Source organism: Halolamina sp. C58, from assembly GCF_051195095.1.
Classification (GTDB): Archaea; Halobacteriota; Halobacteria; order Halobacteriales; family Haloferacaceae; genus Halolamina.
This window is the reverse complement of the sequence record NZ_JBNTJY010000001.1, coordinates 300,151-314,176: the sequence shown is the minus strand read 5'-3', so window position 1 is coordinate 314,176 and position 14,026 is coordinate 300,151. Positions and strand designations below refer to the sequence as shown.

Below are 14,026 nucleotides of genomic sequence, written 5' to 3'. Positions count from 1 at the left end.
CCGTCAGTCGAAAGCGGCGACGAGTTCGTCGTGAGCCTTTCCGTTCGAAGCGATGATGCCGGAGTCGCCGGGCGTCCAGCGGTTCCCCTCCAGATCGGTGACGGTGCCGCCCGCCTCCCGGACCAGATGGACACCGCCGACGGTGTCCCACGGCGAGAGTTCGACTCCCGAAACGGCGGCGTCCAGTTCCCCGGCGGCGACCGAAGAGAGCGCGTACTGCGAGCTCCCGAAGCGGCGGCTGTCGCCGAACTCCTCGGCGATGGTGGTGATGTACGCCGCCAGCTTCCGGCGGTCGCGCGGCTCGAGACCGAAGATCGGGTTGATCGTGAACGTCTCGGGGTCCGACCGGTCGCTCACACTACAGGACTCGCCGTTGCGCATCGCCCCGTCGCCGCCGGCAGCGAAGCTGTCGCCCAACGCCGGAAACTCGTTGACCGCGGCGACGGCGTCGCCGTCCTCGACGGCGGCGACCGCACAGCCCCAGATCCGGTTGCCCGCGACGAAGTTGTTGGTGCCGTCGATCGGGTCGACCACCCAGGCGGCGCCGCTCTCCGGGAGGGTCGTTCGAGTTTCGACGTCGGGCAGCTCTTCCTCGCCGACGATCACCGCGTCGGAGTCGTCCTCTCGGAACATCCCCACCACGTGCCGCTGAACCTCGCGATCGAACTCCGTCACTGAGTCGAGGGCGTTCTTCTTCGTCTCGACGGTCAGCGGCCCCCGGAACCCCCCGTGTGCGACCTCGGCGCCCGCTCTGGCAGCCTCGCGAGCGAGCGTCAGGCGTGTGGTGCTGTCCATACCACCCCGTGTCTCACCCAGAGGCAAGGGTCGTTCGGTCCGGGCCACTCGTCGACGCCCGGGGGCGACGGAGTTCGTCCACCGGTCAGGGGGTGGGACGAACCCTTATTAGCCATCGCGGCCCAATTCGGTACGATGGACGTAGACAAACACGCCGAGGAGCTCGCCTCCGCTCTCGGTGTTGACAAACAGGAGGTCAAAGAGGATCTGGAGAACCTCCTCCAGTACAGCGTTCCGATCGACGAGGCCAAACAGAGCGTCCGCCGGAAGCACGGCGACGGCGGTGGCGGCGACGCTACCCCCGAGTCGCTCGACGTTGCGGACCTGACGACCGAGCACGACAACGTCACCGTGACGGTTCGCGTGCTCACGAAGGGGACGCGCTCGATCCGGTACCAGGGCGACGACATCACCATCCGCGAAGGCGAGCTCGCCGACGAGACGGGGATCGTCTCCTACACCGCCTGGCAGGAGTTCGGCTTCGAACCGGGCGACACGGTCACCGTCGGCAACGCCGGCGTCCGGGAGTGGGAGGGGAGCCCCGAACTCAATCTGGGCGACAGCACCAGCGTCGCGCTGGAGAGCGAGGAGCTGGACGTGCCGTACGAGATCGGCGGCGAGCGCGACCTGATCGAGCTCGAACCGGGCGACCGCGGCCGGACCGTCGAGGTACAGGTCGTCGAGGTCGAAGAGCGGACGATCGACGGCCGTGACGGGGAAACCGAGATCCTCTCGGGCGTCATCGGCGGCGAGACGAGCCGGCTCCCGTTCACCGACTGGGACCCCCACCCCGAGATCGAGACGGGCGAGAGTGTCCGGCTCGAGGACGTGTACGTCCGGGAGTACCGCGGCGCACCTTCGGTGAACGTCTCGGAGTTCTCGACGGTCACGGCGCTGGACGAAGCCGTCACGGTCACCGACTCGGCGCCGTCGATGTCGATCGGCGAGGCCGTCACCGGGGGCGGCCTGTTCGACGTGGAGCTCTCCGGTAACGTGATCGAGGTCCGGGACGGGTCGGGCCTGATCCAGCGCTGTCCGGAGTGCAACCGTGCGATCCAGAACGGCGAGTGTCGCTCACACGGCGACGTGGAGGGCGAGGACGACCTCCGGACGAAGGCGATCCTCGACGACGGCACCGGGACGTGTACGGTGATCCTCGGCCGCGAACTCACCGAGGAGATCTACGGCGGCGACCTCGACGACGCCCGCGAGGCCGCCCGCGAGGCGATGGATCGGGAGGTCGTCGCCGAGACGATCGCCGGGGAGCTGGTGGGCGACGCCTATCGCGCCCGCGGCTCGCTCTCGGTCGACGAGTACGGCGCGAACCTCAACGCCGACGCGTTCGAGCCCGTCGAGGAGGATCCCGAGACGGAAGCGCGTGAACTGCTCGCGGCGCTGGGGGTGGGCGCATGAGCGCCGACTCCGGGCCGGGCAACCGCGAGATCGCCCGCCGGCTGTTCGCCGCGGAGTTCGACGACGCCACGCTCTCCTACTCCGAGAGCGACGAGGAGCGCGCGCCGAACTACGTCGTGACGCCGACGGGTGCGCGCGTGAACCGCCTGTTCGCGGTCGGCGTGCTCACGGAGGTCGAGCAGGTCAACGAGGACAGCCTCCGCGGGCGCGTCGTCGACCCGACGGGCGCGTTCGTCACCTACGCCGGGCAGTACCAGCCCGACGAACACGCCTTCCTGAGCCGTGCCGAGCCGCCGACGTTCGTCGCGCTCTCGGGGAAGGCCCGGACGTTCGAACCGGAGGACTCCGACCGCGTGTTCACCTCCGTCCGCCCGGAGAGCATCAACGAGGTCGACGCCGAGACGCGTGACCGCTGGGTCGTCTCCGCGGCCGAGCGCACGCTCCACCGGATCGCCGTCTTCACGGCCGCGCTCGACTCGGAGCTGCGCGGCGACGACCTCCGCGAAGCGCTCGTTTCGGAGGCGATCGACCCCTCGCTCGCTGCCGGGATCCCCAAGGCTATCGAGCACTACGACACCGGGACCGCCTACCTCGAAGCCGTCCGGTCGCTCGCGGTCGAGGCGGTCGAACAGGTCGCCGGCGAGCGCGACGCCGTCGGCTCGCTGGAGACGCTCCCCGACGCCGACACGCCGACCGAACTCGGCCCGCTGCCCGACGTGTCCCTCGACCTCGACGGCGTCGCGAACCACGTGTCCGGATCGCCCGAGAGCGACGACGAAGAGACGGTCGAATCGGACGCCGACACGTCCGAATCCGGCGAGCCGGAGCCGGAAACCACCGAAACTCCAGAGGCGGAGACGGCCGAACCAACCGATTCAGGGACAGAGTCGCCTGCAGAGACTGCCGAACCGTCGGCCGAGGAAGGGGAGTCGGAAGAGGAATCGACCGAGGAAGAGGAGCTCGGGGACTTCGACGCCGGCGAGTCGGTTCAGGAAACCGTCGAGGACGAGGCCGAGGAGATCGACGACTTCGACCCCGAGGAGACCGTCGCCGACGACGAGGAAGCCCTGACCGAGGAGGAGCGTCAGGAGGTCAAAGAGGAGTTCGGCGCGGAGTTCTCGACGGGAAGCGAGGTCGGCGAACCCGGCGAAGCCGGCATCGACGTTCCCTCCTCCGAGGAGGAGCTCGAGGAGATCGAGGCCGAAGTGACCGGCGAGGAGTCCGACGAAGCCGAACCGGAGGAGGAGTCCGACGAGGACGCCGCTGCTGTCGACCTGGAGGACGCCGTCATCGACGCGATGAGCGAACTGGACGACGGCGACGGCGCCGATCGCGAGGCCGTCGTCGCCCACGTCGTCGACGAGCACGGCGTCGACACCGGCGCCGTCGAGGACGCGGTGCAGGACGCGATGATGAGCGGGAAGTGCTACGAGCCGACCGACGGCACGCTCAAGGCGATCTGATGGGCGAGCCAGCGGTCGAACCCGTTCCCGGTGCGCCGGCGGCGACGCTCGATCTCGGCGCCGAGCGGGCGCTCGCGGTCGCGGACTACCACGCCGGGATCGAGGTCGGCCTCCGCTACGAGCGCGGCGTCGAACTCGACTCGAACGCCGACGAGCGCCGGCGGCGGCTGCTCTCCCTGCTCGACCGAACGGGCGCCGACCGCGTGGTCGTGCTCGGAGATCTGGTCCACCGGATCGCCGAACCCGACGGCACGGAGGCCGAGGAGGTTCGGGATCTGCTCGACGCGCTCGACGCGCGTGCGGTGCCGCTGACGCTCGCAACGGGGAACCACGACGGCGGCGTCGCCGACGTGTTCCCCGACCGGATCGACCTGCTCTCGGCCGAGGGTGCACGGGTCGGGTCGGTCGGAATGGTTCACGGGCACACGTGGCCGAACGCGGAAGCGCTGTCGGCGTCGACGCTCTGTATGGGCCACGAGCACCCGTCGGTTCGGCTGACCGACGAGGTCGGCGGGAGCCGGGTCGAGCGGGCGTGGCTCCGCGGACCGCTGCGGCGGGAGCCGTTTCTCGACGCGCTCGGCGACGACGCCGACGAACTCGCGTGGAACGAGCCGGAGCTGGTGGTGTTCCCCGCGTTCAACGACCGCTCCGGGGGGACGTGGATCAACGTCGAGGGCGAGTCGTTCCTCGCACCGTTCCTGCCCGAGGCGCTCGCGAGCGGCGAGGCGTACCTGACCGACGGGACGCGGCTCGGCCCGTATCGCGAGGTCTGAGTCGGGCTACCCGACCCGGTCGAACGCCTCGCGGAGTCGCTCGGCCGAGTGGACACAGAGGTCGAGATCCGGACTGAACGACTCGATCGTGATCGTTCCGTCGAACCCCGCCGCAGTCAGTTCGGCGGCGACCGGCTCGTAGTCGATCTCGCCGTCGCCGAGCGCGAGGTGGGTGTCGCCGCGGGCGCGGACGTCGTGGACGTGGAGGTGGGTCACGAGGTGGGCGTAGTCGGCGAGGAACGACTCGATCGCCGCCTGTCCGTCCTCCTCGAACGCGTGTCCTACGTCGAAACAGCAGGCGGCGCCGCAGTCGTCGAGGACGCGACCCACGGTGTCGAGGTCGTAGCCGCGGTCGAGCTTGCCGAGGTTCTCGAACGTGACCTCGACCCCGCGTTCGGCGCCCGCCGCGTCGAGTCGGCGAACGTTCTCCCGGAACAGGTCGAGGTCGTCACGACTGCCGCGGTTGGCGGTGCAGTGTGCGACCGCTCGGTCCGCCCCCGCCGCCGCGGCGAGGTCGAGCGCCCGTTCGAAGTAGGCGTGGGCGCCGTCGGCGTGTTCCGGCGGCGCGTGGACGAGCGGCTGCTCGATCGGGAGGTGGACGATCAGATCGAGGCCGGCCGCCGCACAGCGCTCCTGGACGGCGTCGGGGTCGAACTCCCGGAGGGGGACGTTCGACTCGCCGAGGGAGGGTTCGACGAACGCGAAGCTGTCGGGCGTCTCGGGGATGCGGTCGAGGAACGGGCCGACGCTGTTGCCGTACTGCATCGTCTCCCACTCCCGGCGGTCGCGGGTAGGCTTTCGGGTTCTCAGAGCAGCAGCGCGATCGTCCCGGCCGCCGCGGCGACGACGGCCGCCCACCAGACCGGCGTCCGCTCGTCGGGCCCGCCGGCCCACCCAGGACGGAGGACGCCGACCGATGCGGCCACCGTCAGCAGACAGAAGCCGGCGAGCGCGGCGACGTTCCCGGGCCAGACGCCGACCCGCACGACCGCGATCCCCCACGAGAGGCTCTGTGTAGCGCCGAGCCAGCAGAGGGCGAACCAGAACGTACGACGGGGCGTGAACTCCACGACGGAGGTGGGGGCGTGACGACCGAAAAGCTGGCGGGCGAAATCCTCAAGCCGGCGGCGGGACAGCCGCGGGTGTGGAGATCCGCGACACCGCCCCCGACGACGTGCCGGCGATCGCCACGGTCGCCCGCGAGTCGTGGCACGCCGCCTACGACGACCTACTGGGTGCGGAGACGGTCGACGCGACGGTCGAGGAGTGGTACGACACCGAGTCGCTGCGGGCGGAGATCCGTGAGGTGGCCGCGGCCGACGGCACCTGCTTCCTCGTCGCCGACGACGACGGCGTCGTCGGTTTCGCCAACGCCGGCCCGGCGCGGGACTGGGAGAGCGATCCCGACGGCCCGGACGCCTTCTTCTCGCGGCTCTACGTCGCCCCCGAGCACTGGGGCGGCGGCGTCGGCAGCGAACTCACCGCCCACGTCGTCCGCCGACTTCGCGCGGCGGGCCACGAACGCGTCTGGCTGGAAGTGTTCGACGGGAACGACCGGGGGCGGGGGTTCTACGAGTCGCTCGGCTTCGAGCGGATCGGGAGCGTCACCGAGTCGTTCGACGGGACGGAAGTGACGACTCTCCACCTCGCGGCGCCGCTGTCGCGGCTGGTCGAGACGACGCCGTCCGTCGAATAGGCTGCCGACGGCGGAAGCTTCATACCCGCACCAGTCCTCAGGCCAGCAATGAGCGATCTCCTCCGTACGCCCGATCAGCGCGTCTGCGAGCGCTGTGGGCGGCTCGAACGGTACGAGGACGGCGTCTGGCGGGCCGATCGGCTCGGCGAGGTGTACTGCATCCACGAGTGGGACATCGACGGAACGTTCGTCCCGATCGAGGGCGAGTCCGCGGCCGCGACCGAGAAGTGCTGAACCGGCGAGCTACGTATCGTCCGCTGCCCGCTCCCTGACCGCCCGGAGGGCGTCCAGCGTCCCGTCGACGTAGCCGCGGTCGAGGACGTCATCCGCGGCGGCTCTCGCGGTTTCGTCGGCGTTCGCGACCGCGTAGGACTCGCCGACGGTTTCGAACGTCGAGGCGTCGTTCTCGCTGTCGCCGACGGCGACGAACTCGCTCGGCTCGTAGCCGAGCGTCTCGGCGACACCGGTCAGCGCCGCACCCTTGCTGGCGTCGGCGCTCTTGAGGTGGTAGGCGTACCCCGAGTCGACGAACTGGAGGTCGAACTCCGCGGCGACCGCACGGAGCAGCGCCTCGTCGGCGGTCCGGCGGACGGCCACCTCGGTCTCGCGCCAGCGGTTGATCGTGTCGACGCCGTCCCAACCCAGTTCGCCGCCGCGCTCCTCGAACGCCGCGACGGCCGCGTCCACGCGCTCGGGGTCGCCCGCGTACGCAAGCTGCCCGTCAGCGAGCGCGACGCCGCCGTTTTCGGCGATCACTCGTTCGGGGATGCCGGCGAACTGACAGAGCGCCACCGGGTAGGGGAACGCTTTCCCGGTCGCCAGCACGACCGGCGCCTCCCACCCCGCGAGCAGCGAGAACGCCCGCGGCGCGATCGTGTGCTCGGGGGTGGTGAGCGTGCCGTCGATGTCCAACGCCAGCGGCGGAACCATCGGTTCGTCGTCGGGCGCTGGGGCGGAAAACCGTCCCGGTCGACTGCCCGGGAGAACAACCCTTTTCGCCGTGGCCCCGGAACGCGGAGGTATGGCAGACGAACCCGACGAGACCGAGGAGAGCGAGGGCGAGGAGGAGAAGTCCTTCCGCGAGCGCGTCGAGGAGATCCGCGAGCGCCGCGAGGAGGAGCGTGAGGAGGGCGAGGCGCCCGGCCCCGAGGGGATGGGCGGCGGCCCGCCCGGCATGGGCGGCGAGGGTCCCGGCGGCGGCAACCCCTTCGCGCAGATGATGTCCGGCATGATGGGCGGCGGTGGCGGCCCGGGCGGTATGGGCGGCGGTCCCGGCGGCATGGGTGGCGGCCCGGGCGGCATGGGCGCCGAAGCCGGCGCCGAGGGCGGCGAGGGCAGCGAGCGACAGGCCCAAGCCACCGAGGATATGGTACGCGAAGTCCGACAGCTCCGCGACGAGGTCCGTGACGCGACGCGGGAGCTGCGGCGGATCGCCGACGCGCTCGAAGACTGAGAACACCGACGTTCTGCTTTTCTCCACAGTCGAAAGCGACAGCTTCGGCGTCGTGACGGCTCGAAAAACGAAGGATCGCGGCCGGTTCAGTCCGCGCTGGTCGGCTGCTGGTGGAACGGCGCGCTGGCGATCCGCTCGCGGAAGGAGGGGAGCGCGTCCCGACCCTTCGAACTCATCGCGCTCACGACCGCGAACACCTCCTTTCGCGACACCTTCACGCCGCGCTCGGTCAGCACGTCCTCCGGGTGCTCGCGGACCTCCCGGAGCGTGCCCACCGCGAGCAGGAACGGCACCGCCCACGCTTCGAGCGTGTTGCCCTCTCGCAGCGGGACGTGCTGGAGGTACGTCCCCGCGTCGTCGAGGTAGGAGCGTGCGAGGTCGGTCGTGCGCCGGACGACCGAGGTCGCGCCCTCGCGTTTCGCGGGGTCGAGCACTTCGTCCTGCTCGACGCCCTCCTCGGCCAGCCACTCGGCGGGGAGGTAGACGTTGTTCTCCTCGTCGTAGTCGTCGTACACGTCCTTCGAGACGTTGACGAGCTGGAGCAGCAGGCCGAACTCCTCGGCGGTGTCGTACAGCGTCCGCTCGCGCTCGTCGTCGATCTCCCCCCGGGTCACGAGGTTGGTGATGAGGTTGCCGACGGTGCCGGCGGCGTAGTAGCAGTACTCCTCGAGTTCGCGCCGGTCGTCGATGCGGAGGCCGCCCTCGTCGGCGTAGCGCTCGACGAAGTCGGCCATCCCGTCGACCATCTCCCGCACCGGCGGCGTGATCGCTTCGCGCACGTCGGCTGGCAGCGCCTCGAACGTCCCGACGATCCGGGGGGCGCTCGCGACGACCGCCCAGTCGGCGTTGCGCTCGGCCTCGGCGGGGAGCCACTCCTCCACCTCGGCGGCGAACGCGTCGACCTCGGTGTCGTCGGTCGGATCGAGCACGGCGTCGTACGTGCGTAGCAGCGTCGCCTGTTCCGCGGGCGGGATGTGGGAGGCGTCCTCGACGGTGTCCGCGACCCGACAGAGGAGGTAGCCCAGACAGATGTAGGAGTCCATGGGCTCCTCGAGCACGTCCACTGTCAGGGCGAACGTGCGGGAGACGTCTTGGACGGCCTCGTGACACCACGCGAGGTCATCGGACGGAACGTCGGCGAGGGGGTCGGGTCCGGGCATTCGGTTTGCAGGGTCTACGTGTAGCGGCGTTAAAAGTCTCTCCCAAGCAGTTCGCGAGCCGTCGTTTTCCGACCACAGACACCGGGGCAGGGGCGGGTAGAAAACCCTAAGCCCGGTCCGAAAGGAGACGGACGTATGGACTTCAGTCTGGACGCCGAACAGCGCCAGATCCGCGACACCGTCGCCGAGTTCGTCGACGAGGAGGTGGTCCCCCGGGCCGCCGAGATCGACGAGACCGACGAGTTCCCCGAGGATCTCGTCGACCAGATGGCCGAACTGGGGCTGATGGGGATGCCGTTCCCGACGGAGTACGGCGGCGCCGGCCTCGACTACCACTCCTACGCGATCGGTATCGAGGAGATCTCCCGGGGCTCCGGCGGCCTCGGCACGATCGTCGCCGCCCACACCTCGCTCGCGGGCAACATGCTGTACGAGTTCGGCGACGAGAGCCAGAAGCAGGAGTACCTCACGCCGCTGGCCGAAGGCTCCGACGTCGGCGCGTTCGCGCTCTCGGAAGCCGGCGCCGGCAGCGACGTGCCCGCGATGACCACGACCGCCGAACGCGACGGCGACGAGTACGTCATCGACGGCGGGAAGCTCTGGACCTCCAACGGCTCGGTCGCGGACACGGTGATCGTGTTCGCGAAGACCGACCCCGACGCGGGCAACCGGGGGATCTCCTCCTTCGTCGTCCGGCCGGAGACGGACGGCGGGTTCATCGTCGAGAACACCGAGCACAAGCTCGGCGACAAGGGCTGTCCCACCGCGGAGCTCCGCTTCGACGGGCTGCGAGTGCCGGCCGAGCGCCGACTCGGCGAGGAGGGCGACGGGTTCGTCCAGTCACTCAAGACGCTCAACGGCGGCCGCATCTCCATCGCCGCCCGCGGCGTCGGGATCGCCCGCGCGGCCAAGGAGGCCGCGACGGAGTACGCCACCGACCGCGAGCAGTTCGACCAGCCCATCTCGGAGTTCCAGGCGATCCAGCACAAGCTCGCGGACATGGACACGAAGGTCCAGAGCGCGAAGCTGCTGATGCACAAGGCCGCGGACCTGAAGATCCGCGACGAGGACTACATCAAGGCGGCCGCCCAGGCCAAGCTCAAGGCCAGCGAAGTCAGCCGCGAGGTGGCCAACGAGGCGATCCAAGTCCACGGCGGCTACGGCTACACGAAGGACTTCCCCGTCGAGCGCTACTACCGCGACGCCAAGCTCAACGAGATCTACGAGGGGACCAGCGAGGTGCTGCGGAACACGATCGCCGACCGGATGTTGGGCTGAGCCGACCCCCGCCCGACGGGAGCTCACTCCCGTGAGTCGGGTGTCGACGCCTGCCGGAGGCGAACGCCGATACGCGAACCCTCCGAGGTCACCCGTGAGACGAGGTCGCCGTTCGACCGCTTGACGATCCAGTGGACCAGCCAGAGACCGATGCCGGAACCGTGGCTCAGGTCCGTCTCCTGCTCGGCGTCGAGCACTTGGAGTTCGAACTCGGGGATACCGGGGCCGTCGTCCTCGACGAACAGCGTGACCCAGTCGTCCTCGACCGACGTGTAGATGTCGACGGCCGCCCCGTCGGTCGAGTCGTTGTGGACGACCGCGTTCTCGACCAGCTCCCGGATCGCGAGGTCGAGTTTCGGGTGGGCGGAGACCGAGACGGCCGACACGTCGACGGAGATCGACGAGGCTTCCTCTCCGGGTTCGAGCGCGGCGACGGCGCGGTCGACGACCCGTTCGAGCGCAAGCGGTTCGACCTGCTCGTCGGTGAACAGCTGTCCGACGTCTTTCGCCTTCCGCGTGGTCGCGATGAGTTCGGTGGCCGACGAACCGATGAGGCCGGCGTACTCCTCGGCCTCGTCGTCGGTGACGGTCTTGATCAGCTCCGCGTAGCCGGCGATGACGTTGAGTCGGTTGTTGAAGTTGTGGCGGAAGAGACGGCTGATGACCTGCTTGAACAGCTCCAGATCCTGCTGTCGGTGCGTTATCGGGGTCACGTCGGTCAACACGACGACCCGCCCCTGTGTTCCCCGCGAGTGTGTCACCGGCGACTCCTTGACCGAGTAGTACCGGAGTTCGCCGTCGCGGGCGATCGGGATCATGTCCCGGTCGGCATCGGCCCCCGGCTCGCGGTGGGCTCGAAGCACCGAGGAGAGCCGCTTCGAGACCACGTCCGAACCCAGCAGGTCGGTCGCCTTCCGGTTCGCGTCCAACACTTTCCCGTCCGGGCTGGTGACGAGGATGGCGTCCTCGACCTGCTCGAACGCCTGCTCACGGGCGATCGTCGTCGTCTTCAGGAACCCGTACTGCTGTGTCGAGACCGCGAACGCGAGCCCGGAGAGGGAGAACACCATCGGGGTGGGGTAGAAGTATATCGGGACGAGTCCGACCACCTTCACCAGAGTCGAGAGCGCCAGTATCGTGAACACCAACAGGAGATAGGCGACCTGCCTCCGGCGGGCACCCGTCGTTCTGATCCCCTCACCGAGCAACATCCCGGTCGCGAGGCTGACGAGCAGGTAGCCGTACACCTTGACCACGAGCACTTGGATCGGCCCCCCGAACTGGGGGTAGTGGAGGATCCCCGCGGCGTCGACGTAGTACTCCTGCGTGTAGATCAGGTCCTGTGGGTTCCACCACGAGAGCACGAACAGCACGGCGACCGGAGCGAAGAGGCCGACGACGAGCGACCGATTCGGGGGCTTCGTCCCGACGTACTCGTAGACGAAGAGGAACATCGCCACCGACGTCGCCGGAATGACTGCCCAGAAGACGTTCGCCAGCGCCAGCGTCAGCTCGGGCGATCGGAGGAGCGTGAACGTGCCGACCAACAGCGCCCAAACGCCGCCGAGCACCATCGTCACGACGAACCAGAGAACACCCGGTTTCCGCCGGTCGTCGAACAGTAACAGGACGATGATGATCGCTGGCCCGACACCCAGATACGTCAGTGCCGCGGCCATGTCGGGAGAGAGCCACGGCGCCATGGTTACATCATTGGGTTACGGGTTTGTTAACGGTACGTCTCTCTGGCGGACGGGGCGGGAAGCAAGCTCGGTCCGGCAGCCGTCTTCGCGGCCGCGGTCAAATGCCTGAACGCCGAGAGGTACGCGAAGTAGCAGCCAAGCAGGACGACGATGCCTCCCCCGCCGACGACCCAAAAGAGGCCGGCGCCGGACGCTTTCGCCCCGACGACGAACAGCCGGGTTCGGGCCGCGCCGAGCCGGCTCGCGAGCGTCCCGTGGTCGGCCTGCTCGTCACCTTCGGCGTCGCCGACGTTCCGCGACTCCACCCCGGCGAAGACGACGAGCGTCCACGCGATGAACGCGACCCCGACGGGGACGGAGAGTCCGGCGCCGCCGACGGCGACGACGGTGGCGACGATCAGCGACGACCACGTGACCGCGACGGCGAGCGAGTCGAGCACCGGCACCGCCTTCAGTTGGAGGTAGACGACCGCCACCACGAACGGGAGGTGTGCGACTGCCAGGGCGACCAGCCCGTCGAACCGGTGCAACGGGAGCGAGGCGAGGAGGAGCCCCTCGTAGGCGACCACCGCGACCGACTCCGTCGCCCGAAGCGGGGCGTCGTATCGTGTCACCAGCCGGCTCCGGAGCGGGTGGTTCAGCCAGTCGTCGTCGGAGACGGCTCGTCGGTCCCCGACGTAGACGACGTAGACCACGAGCGCCGGGAGGTAGAGCCCCCAACCGAGCGTCTCGAAGGGGACGCCGAGCGCCATCGCCGTCACCCCCACCATCAGCACCGAGGCGACCGCGAGCCAGACGCTCAGCGTGAGGAAGAGGAGCACTGCGTCCCGCAGGGCGATCGCGACGCCGCAGCTCTCGCTGCCGATCGATCGGATCGACGAAGGGGGCTGTTCCGATCGCATTCGACTACTGGCCGGTGACTGGGCCGGCGCCCATCGGCCCCGGTCCCGTGAGTTCCGAACAGTTCGTGGCGGGATCGGCGATAACGTATGGTTGGCTGTCAGTAAATTCGGTCACGAGCACCGATTAGAAATACTGCCTATTGAAGGGACAGGTCCGTCGCGGCGCCGAGTGGCTGACCCGCCCGCGTCGCCGGCCCGTTCGAGCGGGACCGGCCGACTGGAGGGTGGCTCAGCGCTCGACGAGCTCCGGGGGGAGTTCGATCTCGCCCGAGAGGTCACGCTGTGGGAACGGGATTTCGATCCCCGCCTCGTCGAAGCGCCGCTTCACGTTCTTGACGTACTCCGAGCGGATCTTCACGAAGTCCGCCCGAGAGGGGTTGTCGATCCAGATGCGCGAGCGCAGGCCGACGTAGGAGTCCGCGAGCTCGGTCAGCCGGACGCTCGGCGCCGGATCCGTGAGGATGTCCGGGTGGCGTTCGGCCTCGTCGACGATGATGTCGGTCGCTTTCTCCACGTCGTCGTCGTAGCCGATGCCGAACGTGAACTGCAGGCGGAGCGTGTCCTTCGCGACGGGGTTTTTGATCACGCCGTCGGTGAGCTGGGAGTTCGGCACGGTGAGCAGCTCGTTGTCGAACGTGCGGACGCGGGTGACACGGAAGGAGATGTCCTCGACGATGCCGGAGTTGCCGTCCCACTCGATCCAATCGCCGATGCGGAACGGGCGGTCGGCGTAGATGAAGACGCCGGCGACGAAGTTCGCGATCACGTCCTGCATCGCGAAGCCGATGGCCAGCGTCGCGGCGGCGGCGACCGTCGCCAGCGACTGGAGGAAGTCACCGTAGCCGGCGAAGCCGAAGGCGACGGTGATCGCCACGAACACGATCAGGATCGACGTGATCTTGATCAGCGGGCGCCGGGCGTGAGTCTCCAGCCCGCGGGCGTCGAGCACGCGGTCGACCAGCGGGACGGCCGTCGCCTTGCCCACGCCGTAGATGACCGCGAACACCGCGAGGAAGACGAGGAGGGCGCCGATGGCGTTCGCTAGCACCGTCGGCAGGAACTGATCGAGGAAGGCCGCGACGACCTGGTTCGCGTCGGGGGTCGACCCGTCCGGAACCGGGGTCGTCTGCAGGAGCGCCATCAGTGGAACACCGCGGTGTGTCCGCGGGTATCGATCACCTCCGCGTCGACGCGCTCGGCCAGCGCCGTCGCCAGCTCCTCGGTGTCGTCGGTCCCCCGGGCCGACCGCAGGAACTTCGCCTTCACCAGCTCCTCGTTGTCGAGCTGATCGTCGAGCTCGTCGACGACCGCGTCGATCCCCTTCTTCCCCACCCAGACGGTCACGTCGAGGTCGTGTGCCTGCTTTCGCAGCTCGTCAGACATTGTTACC

The 14,026-nt window shown here is 69.2% G+C and carries 16 protein-coding genes; 7 read left to right on the top strand and 9 right to left on the bottom strand.

The window, feature by feature from the left end; translation table 11 throughout:
* Positions 1–3 precede the first annotated feature (3 nt).
* Positions 4–795, bottom strand: coding sequence for an inositol monophosphatase family protein (locus tag ACQUSM_RS01780; RefSeq protein ID WP_435115168.1), 792 nt, complete (start codon positions 793–795; stop codon positions 4–6).
* A 135-nt stretch (positions 796–930) separates the two neighbouring features.
* Between ACQUSM_RS01780 and ACQUSM_RS01775 the strand changes: the two genes are divergently transcribed.
* From ACQUSM_RS01775 to ACQUSM_RS01765, 3 genes are read left to right on the top strand one after another with little or no spacing between them, the layout of a single operon-like run.
* Positions 931–2,208, top strand: a complete 1,278-nt coding sequence (locus ACQUSM_RS01775) for a Single-stranded DNA binding protein (protein WP_435115167.1) — start codon at positions 931–933, stop codon at positions 2,206–2,208.
* On the top strand, positions 2,205–3,671 hold the full coding sequence (locus ACQUSM_RS01770) for an RPA family protein (protein ID WP_435115166.1): 1,467 nt from the start codon (positions 2,205–2,207) through the stop codon (positions 3,669–3,671). The genes ACQUSM_RS01775 and ACQUSM_RS01770 overlap by 4 nt, the downstream gene beginning before the upstream one ends.
* Positions 3,671–4,444 (top strand): metallophosphoesterase, encoded by a 774-nt coding sequence (locus ACQUSM_RS01765; RefSeq protein WP_435115165.1) that lies wholly within the window; start codon positions 3,671–3,673, stop codon positions 4,442–4,444. Before ACQUSM_RS01770 ends, ACQUSM_RS01765 begins: the two co-directional genes overlap by 1 nt.
* Before the next feature lie 6 nt (positions 4,445–4,450).
* On the opposite strand, the gene ACQUSM_RS01760 is transcribed toward ACQUSM_RS01765, so the two are convergent.
* Both ACQUSM_RS01760 and ACQUSM_RS01755 read right to left on the bottom strand, forming a co-directional pair.
* Positions 4,451–5,209, bottom strand: a complete 759-nt coding sequence (locus ACQUSM_RS01760) for a sugar phosphate isomerase/epimerase family protein (RefSeq protein WP_435115164.1) — start codon at positions 5,207–5,209, stop codon at positions 4,451–4,453.
* A 41-nt stretch (positions 5,210–5,250) separates the two neighbouring features.
* Complete coding sequence (locus ACQUSM_RS01755) at positions 5,251–5,514, bottom strand: hypothetical protein (RefSeq protein WP_435115163.1); 264 nt, start codon at positions 5,512–5,514, stop codon at positions 5,251–5,253.
* Between the two features lie 74 nt (positions 5,515–5,588).
* On the opposite strand from ACQUSM_RS01755, the gene ACQUSM_RS01750 reads away from it, so the two are divergent.
* A complete protein-coding gene (locus ACQUSM_RS01750) occupies positions 5,589–6,140 on the top strand; it encodes a GNAT family N-acetyltransferase (RefSeq protein ID WP_435115162.1) in 552 nt (183 codons plus the stop codon).
* Between the two features lie 48 nt (positions 6,141–6,188).
* Entirely contained in the window at positions 6,189–6,374 is a 186-nt protein-coding gene (locus ACQUSM_RS01745; protein WP_435115161.1) for an HEWD family protein, read from the top strand.
* Positions 6,375–6,383: 9 nt separating this feature from the next.
* On the opposite strand, the gene ACQUSM_RS01740 is transcribed toward ACQUSM_RS01745, so the two are convergent.
* Positions 6,384–7,070 carry an HAD-IIB family hydrolase gene (locus ACQUSM_RS01740; RefSeq protein WP_435115160.1) on the bottom strand — a complete coding sequence of 229 codons (687 nt, stop codon included), beginning with the start codon at positions 7,068–7,070 and terminating at the stop codon, positions 6,384–6,386.
* A 91-nt stretch (positions 7,071–7,161) separates the two neighbouring features.
* Between ACQUSM_RS01740 and ACQUSM_RS01735 the strand changes: the two genes are divergently transcribed.
* Entirely contained in the window at positions 7,162–7,593 is a 432-nt protein-coding gene (locus tag ACQUSM_RS01735; RefSeq protein ID WP_435115159.1) for a hypothetical protein, read from the top strand.
* An 86-nt stretch (positions 7,594–7,679) separates the two neighbouring features.
* Here ACQUSM_RS01735 and ACQUSM_RS01730 read toward each other — a convergent pair whose 3' ends face one another.
* Positions 7,680–8,753 carry a phytoene/squalene synthase family protein gene (locus tag ACQUSM_RS01730; RefSeq protein WP_435115157.1) on the bottom strand — a complete coding sequence of 358 codons (1,074 nt, stop codon included), beginning with the start codon at positions 8,751–8,753 and terminating at the stop codon, positions 7,680–7,682.
* 135 nt (positions 8,754–8,888) lie between these two features.
* On the opposite strand from ACQUSM_RS01730, the gene ACQUSM_RS01725 reads away from it, so the two are divergent.
* Entirely contained in the window at positions 8,889–10,031 is a 1,143-nt protein-coding gene (locus ACQUSM_RS01725; RefSeq protein ID WP_435115156.1) for an acyl-CoA dehydrogenase family protein, read from the top strand.
* A gap of 23 nt (positions 10,032–10,054) precedes the next feature.
* Here the strand turns inward: ACQUSM_RS01725 and ACQUSM_RS01720 are convergent, their stop codons facing one another.
* From ACQUSM_RS01720 to ACQUSM_RS01705, 4 genes are all read right to left on the bottom strand, one after another.
* A complete protein-coding gene (locus ACQUSM_RS01720; protein WP_435115155.1) occupies positions 10,055–11,734 on the bottom strand; it encodes a histidine kinase N-terminal 7TM domain-containing protein in 1,680 nt (559 codons plus the stop codon).
* A 26-nt stretch (positions 11,735–11,760) separates the two neighbouring features.
* Positions 11,761–12,636 (bottom strand): UbiA family prenyltransferase, encoded by an 876-nt coding sequence (locus tag ACQUSM_RS01715; protein ID WP_435115154.1) that lies wholly within the window; start codon positions 12,634–12,636, stop codon positions 11,761–11,763.
* Between the two features lie 229 nt (positions 12,637–12,865).
* Entirely contained in the window at positions 12,866–13,777 is a 912-nt protein-coding gene (locus ACQUSM_RS01710; protein ID WP_435115153.1) for a mechanosensitive ion channel family protein, read from the bottom strand.
* Positions 13,777–14,019 carry a YhbY family RNA-binding protein gene (locus tag ACQUSM_RS01705; RefSeq protein WP_435115152.1) on the bottom strand — a complete coding sequence of 81 codons (243 nt, stop codon included), beginning with the start codon at positions 14,017–14,019 and terminating at the stop codon, positions 13,777–13,779. The genes ACQUSM_RS01710 and ACQUSM_RS01705 overlap by 1 nt, the downstream gene beginning before the upstream one ends.
* Positions 14,020–14,026 lie beyond the last annotated feature (7 nt).

What these genes read in the sequence shown, in the direction of transcription:
- ACQUSM_RS01780 (WP_435115168.1), bottom strand. Translation starts at nt 795, where the DNA reads ATGGACAGCACCACACGCCTGACGCTCGCTCGCGAGGCTGCCAGAGCG.
- ACQUSM_RS01775 (WP_435115167.1), top strand. Translation starts at nt 931, where the DNA reads ATGGACGTAGACAAACACGCCGAGGAGCTCGCCTCCGCTCTCGGTGTT.
- ACQUSM_RS01770 (WP_435115166.1), top strand. Translation starts at nt 2,205, where the DNA reads ATGAGCGCCGACTCCGGGCCGGGCAACCGCGAGATCGCCCGCCGGCTG.
- ACQUSM_RS01765 (WP_435115165.1), top strand. Translation starts at nt 3,671, where the DNA reads ATGGGCGAGCCAGCGGTCGAACCCGTTCCCGGTGCGCCGGCGGCGACG.
- ACQUSM_RS01760 (WP_435115164.1), bottom strand. Translation starts at nt 5,209, where the DNA reads ATGCAGTACGGCAACAGCGTCGGCCCGTTCCTCGACCGCATCCCCGAG.
- ACQUSM_RS01745 (WP_435115161.1), top strand. Translation starts at nt 6,189, where the DNA reads ATGAGCGATCTCCTCCGTACGCCCGATCAGCGCGTCTGCGAGCGCTGT.
- ACQUSM_RS01740 (WP_435115160.1), bottom strand. Translation starts at nt 7,070, where the DNA reads ATGGTTCCGCCGCTGGCGTTGGACATCGACGGCACGCTCACCACCCCC.
- ACQUSM_RS01735 (WP_435115159.1), top strand. Translation starts at nt 7,162, where the DNA reads ATGGCAGACGAACCCGACGAGACCGAGGAGAGCGAGGGCGAGGAGGAG.
- ACQUSM_RS01730 (WP_435115157.1), bottom strand. Translation starts at nt 8,753, where the DNA reads ATGCCCGGACCCGACCCCCTCGCCGACGTTCCGTCCGATGACCTCGCG.
- ACQUSM_RS01725 (WP_435115156.1), top strand. Translation starts at nt 8,889, where the DNA reads ATGGACTTCAGTCTGGACGCCGAACAGCGCCAGATCCGCGACACCGTC.
- ACQUSM_RS01720 (WP_435115155.1), bottom strand. Translation starts at nt 11,734, where the DNA reads ATGGCGCCGTGGCTCTCTCCCGACATGGCCGCGGCACTGACGTATCTG.
- ACQUSM_RS01715 (WP_435115154.1), bottom strand. Translation starts at nt 12,636, where the DNA reads ATGCGATCGGAACAGCCCCCTTCGTCGATCCGATCGATCGGCAGCGAG.
- ACQUSM_RS01710 (WP_435115153.1), bottom strand. Translation starts at nt 13,777, where the DNA reads ATGGCGCTCCTGCAGACGACCCCGGTTCCGGACGGGTCGACCCCCGAC.
- ACQUSM_RS01705 (WP_435115152.1), bottom strand. Translation starts at nt 14,019, where the DNA reads ATGTCTGACGAGCTGCGAAAGCAGGCACACGACCTCGACGTGACCGTC.